This is a genomic window from uncultured Pseudophaeobacter sp. (assembly GCA_905479575.1).
Lineage (GTDB): Bacteria > Pseudomonadota > Alphaproteobacteria > Rhodobacterales > Rhodobacteraceae > Pseudophaeobacter.
The window spans coordinates 57,810-65,177 of the sequence record CAJQNB010000035.1 but is presented as its reverse complement, the minus strand read 5'-3'; the positions used below and the strand labels follow the sequence as shown (position 1 = coordinate 65,177).

4 protein-coding genes are annotated in these 7,368 nt (G+C 60.0%); all 4 read right to left on the bottom strand.

Annotation, left to right across the window (positions count from 1 at the left end; genetic code table 11):
• Nucleotides 1-368: 368 nt before the first annotated feature.
• The 4 genes from QZ268_RS11370 to QZ268_RS11355 all read right to left on the bottom strand — a co-directional run bounded on the left by QZ268_RS11370 (nucleotide 369) and on the right by QZ268_RS11355 (nucleotide 7,362).
• A complete protein-coding gene (locus QZ268_RS11370) occupies nucleotides 369-2,819 on the bottom strand; it encodes an FAD-dependent oxidoreductase (protein WP_295452468.1) in 2,451 nt (816 codons plus the stop codon).
• 86 nt (nucleotides 2,820-2,905) lie between these two features.
• Complete coding sequence (locus tag QZ268_RS11365) at nucleotides 2,906-3,913, bottom strand: helix-turn-helix domain-containing protein (protein WP_295452465.1); 1,008 nt, start codon at nucleotides 3,911-3,913, stop codon at nucleotides 2,906-2,908.
• A gap of 30 nt (nucleotides 3,914-3,943) precedes the next feature.
• Nucleotides 3,944-4,837, bottom strand: a complete 894-nt coding sequence (locus QZ268_RS11360; protein WP_295452462.1) for a homocysteine S-methyltransferase family protein — start codon at nucleotides 4,835-4,837, stop codon at nucleotides 3,944-3,946.
• A gap of 77 nt (nucleotides 4,838-4,914) precedes the next feature.
• Nucleotides 4,915-7,362: an FAD-dependent oxidoreductase gene (locus tag QZ268_RS11355; RefSeq protein ID WP_295452459.1), complete on the bottom strand. Its 2,448-nt coding sequence runs from the start codon at nucleotides 7,360-7,362 to the stop codon at nucleotides 4,915-4,917.
• Between the last annotated feature and the right edge of the window lie 6 nt (nucleotides 7,363-7,368).

The following is a 7,368-nucleotide window of genomic DNA, read 5'->3' as shown; positions in this document are numbered from 1 at the left end:
CCAGTAGCGAAAGCGCGGCAGTGTCGGTATTGTTCTTCATGGCGTGATCTCCCTGGCGGTTGCTGCCGCCGGTTGGGTGGGTTCAGTTCACCCGGAGATTACGCCACCTTCAAATTTCCACCACCTTCGCGACACGACCACATCAGCCTCCCCCTTCTTGTTGTTATCAGACCCGCATTTTGGCCTAGCCTAGTCTAGCCGCAGCCCCCGGTGTGCAAACAATGCTGACCATGCGTCAAGCATACCTCGCTGATGCTGACGAAAGACCGCGGGACAAACATCGGTGAAACATTACCAAAGAGTGGACCAAATCGTCCGGTCTGGCCGGGGCAAAGCAAAAGCCATGGCCTGCTTTGCCCGCCCTTGGGTTAGACCTTCACCCGCTCCGATTTTGGGTCATACATGGGTTTGAGCGAAGCCTCGGCCTGTACCCGCACCCCCATGACCTCAATCTCATAGCTGGAGGCCAGCACCTCCGCTGCCGTCTCCCCCTCGCAGGGCACATAGCCCATGCCAATGGCCGCCCCCAGGGTATGACCATAGTTGCCCGAACAGATATAGCCGACGATCTCCCCGTCCCGCAGGAGCGGCTCGTTGTGGTACAGCAGTGGCTCAGGATCGCTGAGTTTGAACTGCAGAAGCCGCGCCTTGGGGCCAGTTTCCTTGCGCTTGAGCACCGCGTCGCGGCCAATGAAAGCCGGTTTGTCGGTTTTCACCGCAAAGCCCAACCCGGCATCAATCACATGATCTTCGCAGGTGATGTCATGGCCAAAGTGGCGAAAGCCCTTCTCGATCCGGCAGCTGTCCATCATATGCATACCGCAAAGTTTTAGCCCCATGTCCTGACCAGCGGCGTGCAGGGTTTCAAAGGCATGGCCTGCCATGTCCGCGCTCATGTAGATTTCCCAGCCCAGCTCCCCCACATAGGTGACCCGGTGCACCCGGGCCAGCCCCATGCCCAGCTCGATCTCCTGCGCGGTGCCAAAGGGGTTCACCGCGTTTGAGAAATCATTGGGAGAGACACGCTCCAGCAGTTTGCGGGCATTTGGCCCCATCACCGCCAAGACGCCCTCACCCGCAGTTACATCGGTGATGACCACACGATGATCGCCCACATGACGCTGCATCCAGGTCTGATCCGCCAGACGGGTCGCTGCCGGGGTTACCACCAGATAGGCGGTTTCCGAAAGGCGGGTGACGGTGACGTCGGCCTCGATGCCGCCCCGCGTGTTGAGGAATTGGGTATAGACAATCTTGCCCGCAGGCACCGACAGGTTGGCGCCACACACATGGTTGAGGAACACCTCAGCATCAGGCCCTTCGACGCGCAGTTTACCAAACGACGACATGTCATACATGCCGAGGTTTTCGCGCACGGCGCGGTGTTCGGCTGCGGCGTTTTCAAACCAGTTCTGCCGCTTCCAGCTGTACTCATACTCCGCCGTCTGGCCCGCATTGGCGAACCAGTTGGCGCGCTCCCAGCCGGCCAGTTCACCCATCACCGCGCCTTGTTCTTTCAGGTGGTGATGGAACGGTGTGCGGCGCACTCCCCGCGCGGTGGCCTTTTGCCGATAGGGAAAGTGATCTGCATAAAGCAGTCCCAGGGTCTCTTTGGAGCGTTCAAACAGGTAATGTTTGTTGCCCTGAAAAGGCTGCATCCGCGAGATGTCCACATCGCCCAGATCAAAGGGTTTCTGCCCCTCGTCCATCCATTGCGCCAGCGCCATGCCAGCGCCGCCAGCGGATTGAATACCAATGGAGTTAAAACCCGCCGCGACCCAGACATTGTCCATCTCGGGCGCCAGGCCCAGATGATAGGCGTCATCGGGGGTAAAGCTCTCCGGCCCGTTAAAGAAAGTGTGGATCCCGGCCTCGGCCAACATCGGCATTCGATTGCAGGCGTTTTCCAAGATGGGTTCAAAATGGTCAAAATCTTCCGGCAGCTGGTCAAATTCAAAACTGTCGGGAATACCCGACATCGCCCAGGGTTTGGCATTGGGTTCAAATGCGCCCAGCAGCATCTTGCCCGCGTCTTCCTTGTAATAGGCGCATTCATCCGGCACCCGCAGCACTGGCAGCTGGGTCAGGCCCTTGATGGCCTCGGTGACGATATAGAAGTGTTCGCAGGCATGCAGCGGCACATTCACCCCCGCCATGCGGCCGACCTCGTGGCCCCACATGCCAGCACAGTTCACCACCATATCGGCGGCGATATGACCCTGGCTCGCCCCATCATCGCTGATCCAGTCAACCCCGGTCACCCGGCGGCCAGTCTTTGACAGGCCAGTGACCTTGGTGCGTTCCTTGATCAGGGCGCCACGCTGACGCGCCCCCTTGGCCAGCGCCAGGGCGATATTGCCCGGATCACCCTGACCATCCCTGGGCAGCCAGACACCGGCCTTTACGTCACCAATGTTCAGGTGTTCATATTTTGCCTTCACCTCCTGAGGTGAGATTTCTTCCACATCAACGCCAAAGGCCCGCGCCATGCCGGCCTGGCGGAAGATTTCTTCGCGGCGTTCTTCGGTCAGAGCAACAGTGATCGACCCACAGCGTTTAAAGCCGGTGGCGACACCGGTTTCCTGTTCCAGCCCGCCATAGAGCTCTTGGGAGTATTTGGCCAATTTGGTCATATTGGCGGTGGCACGCAGCTGGGCAATCAGACCGGCAGCATGCCAGGTGGTCCCCGAGGTGAGCTGCTTGCGCTCCAGCAGCACCACATCCGTCCAGCCCAGCTTGGTCAGATGATAGGCAACCGAGCAGCCAATAACGCCGCCCCCGATAATGACCACACGGGCCTGAGTTGGAAGTTCACTCATGTCAGCACTCCGAAAGAACCTGAATTCCACTCAGATTATCACAGGCAGGCGTCACAAAAGGTGCCAAAAGCGCCAGTTACCCAGGGCTATTCTCCGACGTTTTGAAAATCCGGCGACTGATCTGCCCCCAGGCGGCGACGCTTGCGCAGCGCAAAGGGGGTGATTCCAAAGACCGATTTGTACAGGGTGGAAAATCCGTTCTGAAACCCACAGGCGAGGCCAATTTCGCGCACGCTCATGGTGGTGTTCAGCAGCAGGTTATTGGCCTTGTTCAGTCGCATTTCCCGGTAGAACCCATTGGGGGTGGTGGCCAGATAGGTCCTGAACTTGCGCTCCAGCGATCGGGTCGAAACCCCCAGCTCCGCCACGATCTCACCAATGGGCAGTGGCTCTTCGATATTGGCCTGCATCAGACGGATAGCATGGTCCAGATCCCGGTCGCCAGTGATCGTCGGTCTGGCCCCAGAGAATGGCTGCAAGGAGGAATAGTCCCGCACCTGTTCATGCAGCATGATATTGGCGACGCTGACCTGTGCGGCCGCCGAGGTGAGCCGCCCAATCAAGGCCAGCACGATATCAGTGGTGGCCCCCATTCCGGCACAGGTGATGATTGGGCCATCCTCGCTGGCCAGCGCGTGGCTGGCCTCGAACAGGCCCTGACGTTCGCGCAGCAGCGCGGCATTTTCCCAATGGGTGGCCCCGCCCCTGCCTTGATCTTTGAGATAGCGCGCGGCGGCCTCTGCCAACAAAAAGACCCGCGCCCCCCGGCTGGTGTATCGTTTCAGCACTCGCCCCAGGGACAGCGCCGGGTGGTCCGGGTCGGTATTGCCCAGAACAAAGGCAAAATCCGCGTCGGGGCGATCAATATATGGATCGGTATCGACCAGCAGCCCCGCCCGACAGGACAGCTGCCCGCCCTGAGCCGAGCGAAAGCAGATCCGAAACGGCGGTTGCGCCAACACCCGGTTGGCGATGCGCAGGGTCTCTGCCACGGCGGACAGTTCTGTCAGCACAAAGCCCTCGGCCAGCAGAATATCCACCGTCCAGACGCGCGGCGGGGAGGTCGGAGCGCCTGTCGCCTTTTGCTGTGTCATGTCACGCCTCCCCCGTTTGCAGATCTCAGGTTAGATGATCTCGTGTCCGGCCGCGCGCAGCTGGTGGGCCAGCTCGGCAATATGGCCGGGGCCAACCTCGCAGCAGCCGCCCACAATCGTGGCGCCCATGGCCACCCAACCCATCACAAACTGCGCGTATTCAGCCGGCCCCAGATCCTGCCGCTGCTGCAACGCGTCCACCGTAGGCGCCTCTTGCAGGAAACCGTCGGTGATGCCGGTAAAGCCATTGGCATAGGCCCCAAAGGGGCGGTCAAAGCGTTGGAGGATCTCCAGCCCGGCGCCAATCACCTCGGGGCGGGAGCAGTTGATCAAAACGGCGGCGGGTTGGAATTCTGCAAGCACCGGCGCCAGGTCCAACAAGGGCTCACCCGAGCGCAGGCGGCTGCCGTCATCGTCCTTCACCGAGACCGCCAGCCAGACCGGCTTGGAGGTTGCGCAACAGCCCATTAGGGCGCCGCGCGCCTGCGCCAGTGACGAGGCCGTTTCGATCAGGAACAGATCAGCCGTGTCCTCCGTCAGGCGCACCAGTTCCGCAAACAGCCGCGCTGCCTCTTGCAGCGGGATGTTCAGATCAGGCCGATAGCTGGCCCCAAGCGGCCCCAACGCAGCGGCGATGCGTCCACCCCCATGGGCATCCCGTGCGGCCTTGGCCTGTGCCATGGCAATGTCCAGCAAGGTTTCAAAGCGGTCTTCCAGCCCAGCGCGCAGCAGACGATCCCGGTGCACCGTATAGGTATTGGTGGTGGCAATGGTGGCCCCGGCAGCAAAATAGTCACCATGAACCGCGCCGACCAAATCCGGCTGATCCATCATCACCGAAGCCGACCAAAGCGGCGTTGGCCGCTCCCCGGACCGTTTGACAACTTCCTGGCCAACCGAGCCATCCAACAAGGTGATCTGCATAAGCGTCTTCTCTTTTATGGCACCAGGACCAGCCTGCCGCCCCATTATTTTGGTCTTTTGTACGGCAGTATTCCCTATCAGGCACGCAGGCGAGCGTTAGTGGGATCCCACAGGGGCTGATCTTCCTGAACAATGGCGCGGCATTTCTCGCCGTAGATTTCGACCTCGACCTCGGTGCCCGGCAGGGCCAGGTCACGGCGCAGCATGCCCAGCGCGATCGAGGCATCCACGCGGTAGCCATAATCGCCACTGGTGGTCTCTCCGACAATTTCCCCATCTTTCCAGATACAGGACATATAGGGTGCATCAGCCTCGCCTGCCTCCACAATCAGCGTCACAAAGACCTTTTTTGGTCCCTGCTGCAGCTCACTGCGGATCGCCGCCTTGCCGGGGAACTCCTGTGGCTTGTCGAGTTTGACAAAACGCCCCAAGCCCCCTTCGAGCAGGGTGTAATCGGTGGACAGATCGCCTTTCCAGCTGCGGTAGCCCTTTTCGATCCGCAGGGCGTTCAGCGCATACATGCCAAAGGGTTTGGCACCGCCTGTCAGCAGCGCATCATAGATCGCCGCCTGATCGGCATTGGCGCAATGCACCTCCCAGCCCAGCTCACCCGCATAGGACACCCGCGCCAAAAGGGCCGGCTGACCTGCAACCGTGGCCGTCTGGTGGGTCAACCAACCAAGGGACAGATCGGCGTCAGAGATATCGGCAAACAGGTCGCGTGATTTTGGCCCGGTGACGATCATAGTGGCAAATTCGGTGGTGCGGTCGCTCAGCGTCAGCCCGGTCGGCAGCGCCTTTTTCAGCACATCAAAATCGTGCCACTGGGCCGATCCTGCGGTGATCATGGTAAAGTGATCCTCGCCGTGACGCAGACAGGACATTTCCGTCAGAATACGGCCGCGATCGTCGGAGAAATAGACCAGGTTCATCCGGCCCACCTTGGGCAGCCCGCCGGTGACCAGACCGCGCAGAAACTCAGCCGCGCCCTCCCCTTCGAGATTAAAGCGCGAAAAGCCCGGCAGGTCCAAGACGCCAACCCCGTCCCGCACCGCTTCGCACTCTTCCTTGATGCGCTGCTGCCAGGGGCCGGAGCGACCCCAGGTATGGGTAGCAGCCTCAGAGATATCATCCCCGTCTTTGGCAAACCAATTCACCCGTTCCCAACCGTTGTAGGCGCCCATTTGTCCGCCCAGTTGCCTGAGGTGCCCATGCACCTGGCTGACCTTTTTATCCCGGGCAGCAGGCCATTCGTGGTGGGGGAAGTGCATGGCATATTCGTTACCGTAAACTTCCATGCCTTTCTGGTCGCAATAGTCCTGATCGGTATAATCGGTGTAACGGCGCGGATCGACCGACCACATGTCCCATTCGGTCTGACCATCGACAATCCATTCCGCCAGAACCTTGCCGGCGCCCCCGCCCTGGGCGATGCCAAAGGTAAAGACGCAGGCCTCAAAGGCGTTGTCGACACCGGGCATTGGGCCAAGCAGCGGCAGGCCATCGGGCGCATAGGGGATCGGGCCATTGATAACGCTGGAGACCCCGGAGGTTGCCATCAACGGCACCCGCGCCATGGCATCGGTAACGATATCCTCGATCCGGTCCAGATCATCCTGCCAAAGCTGGAAGGAGAAATCCTCCGGCATCTGGTCATCATCCGTCATCCAATGACCCCGGCAGTTGGGTTCATAGGGCCCAAGGTTATAGCCGTTCTTCTCCTGGCGCAGATAGTAAGACACATCCACATCGCGGATCAGCGGCAGCTTCTTACCGGTCTGTTTGACATGGGCCTCTACCTCATCAATCTGCTCGGTCAGCAGATACTGGTGCGACATCACCATCATCGGCACTGTGCGCCCACCATAGGGTTTGAAGAATTCGCCGACGCGCTGGGCGTAATACCCCGCAGCATTGACCACATAGTCACATTCGATATCGCCCTTCTCGGTATGAACGATCCAGGTTTTGTCTGCCTTCTGGGTGACGCCAGTGGCGGGACAAAAGCGGATGATCTTAGCCCCCATGTCGCGCGCGCCTTTGGCCAGGGCCTGGGTCACCTGCGCCGGGTCGATGTCGCCATCACTTGGATCCCACAGCACCCCTTCCAGATCATGGGTTTCCAGGAACGGATAGTGCTCTTTGGCCTGCTCGGGCGTCCAGATCTCCATCTCGATGCCCTGATAACGGCCCATGGAACAGGCGCGCTCAAACTCCTGCATCCGCTCCTTGGAATGCGCCAGACGGATTGACCCGGTCTGGTGATAGTTCATCGGATAATCGACCTCATCTCCAAGGCGGGCATAAAGCTCGGTCGAATAGCGCTGCATGTTCATGATCGACCACGAGGTCGAAAAGGTCGGCACATTGCCCGCCGCATGCCAGGTAGAGCCCGCCGTCAGCTCGTTCTTTTCCAAAAGCACGCAATCGCTCCAGCCCTTCTTGGCCAGATGATAAAGACCAGAGGCGCCAATCACGCCGCCGCCGATAATGACCACACGGGCCTTGGTTGGAAAATCAGACATGTTTGC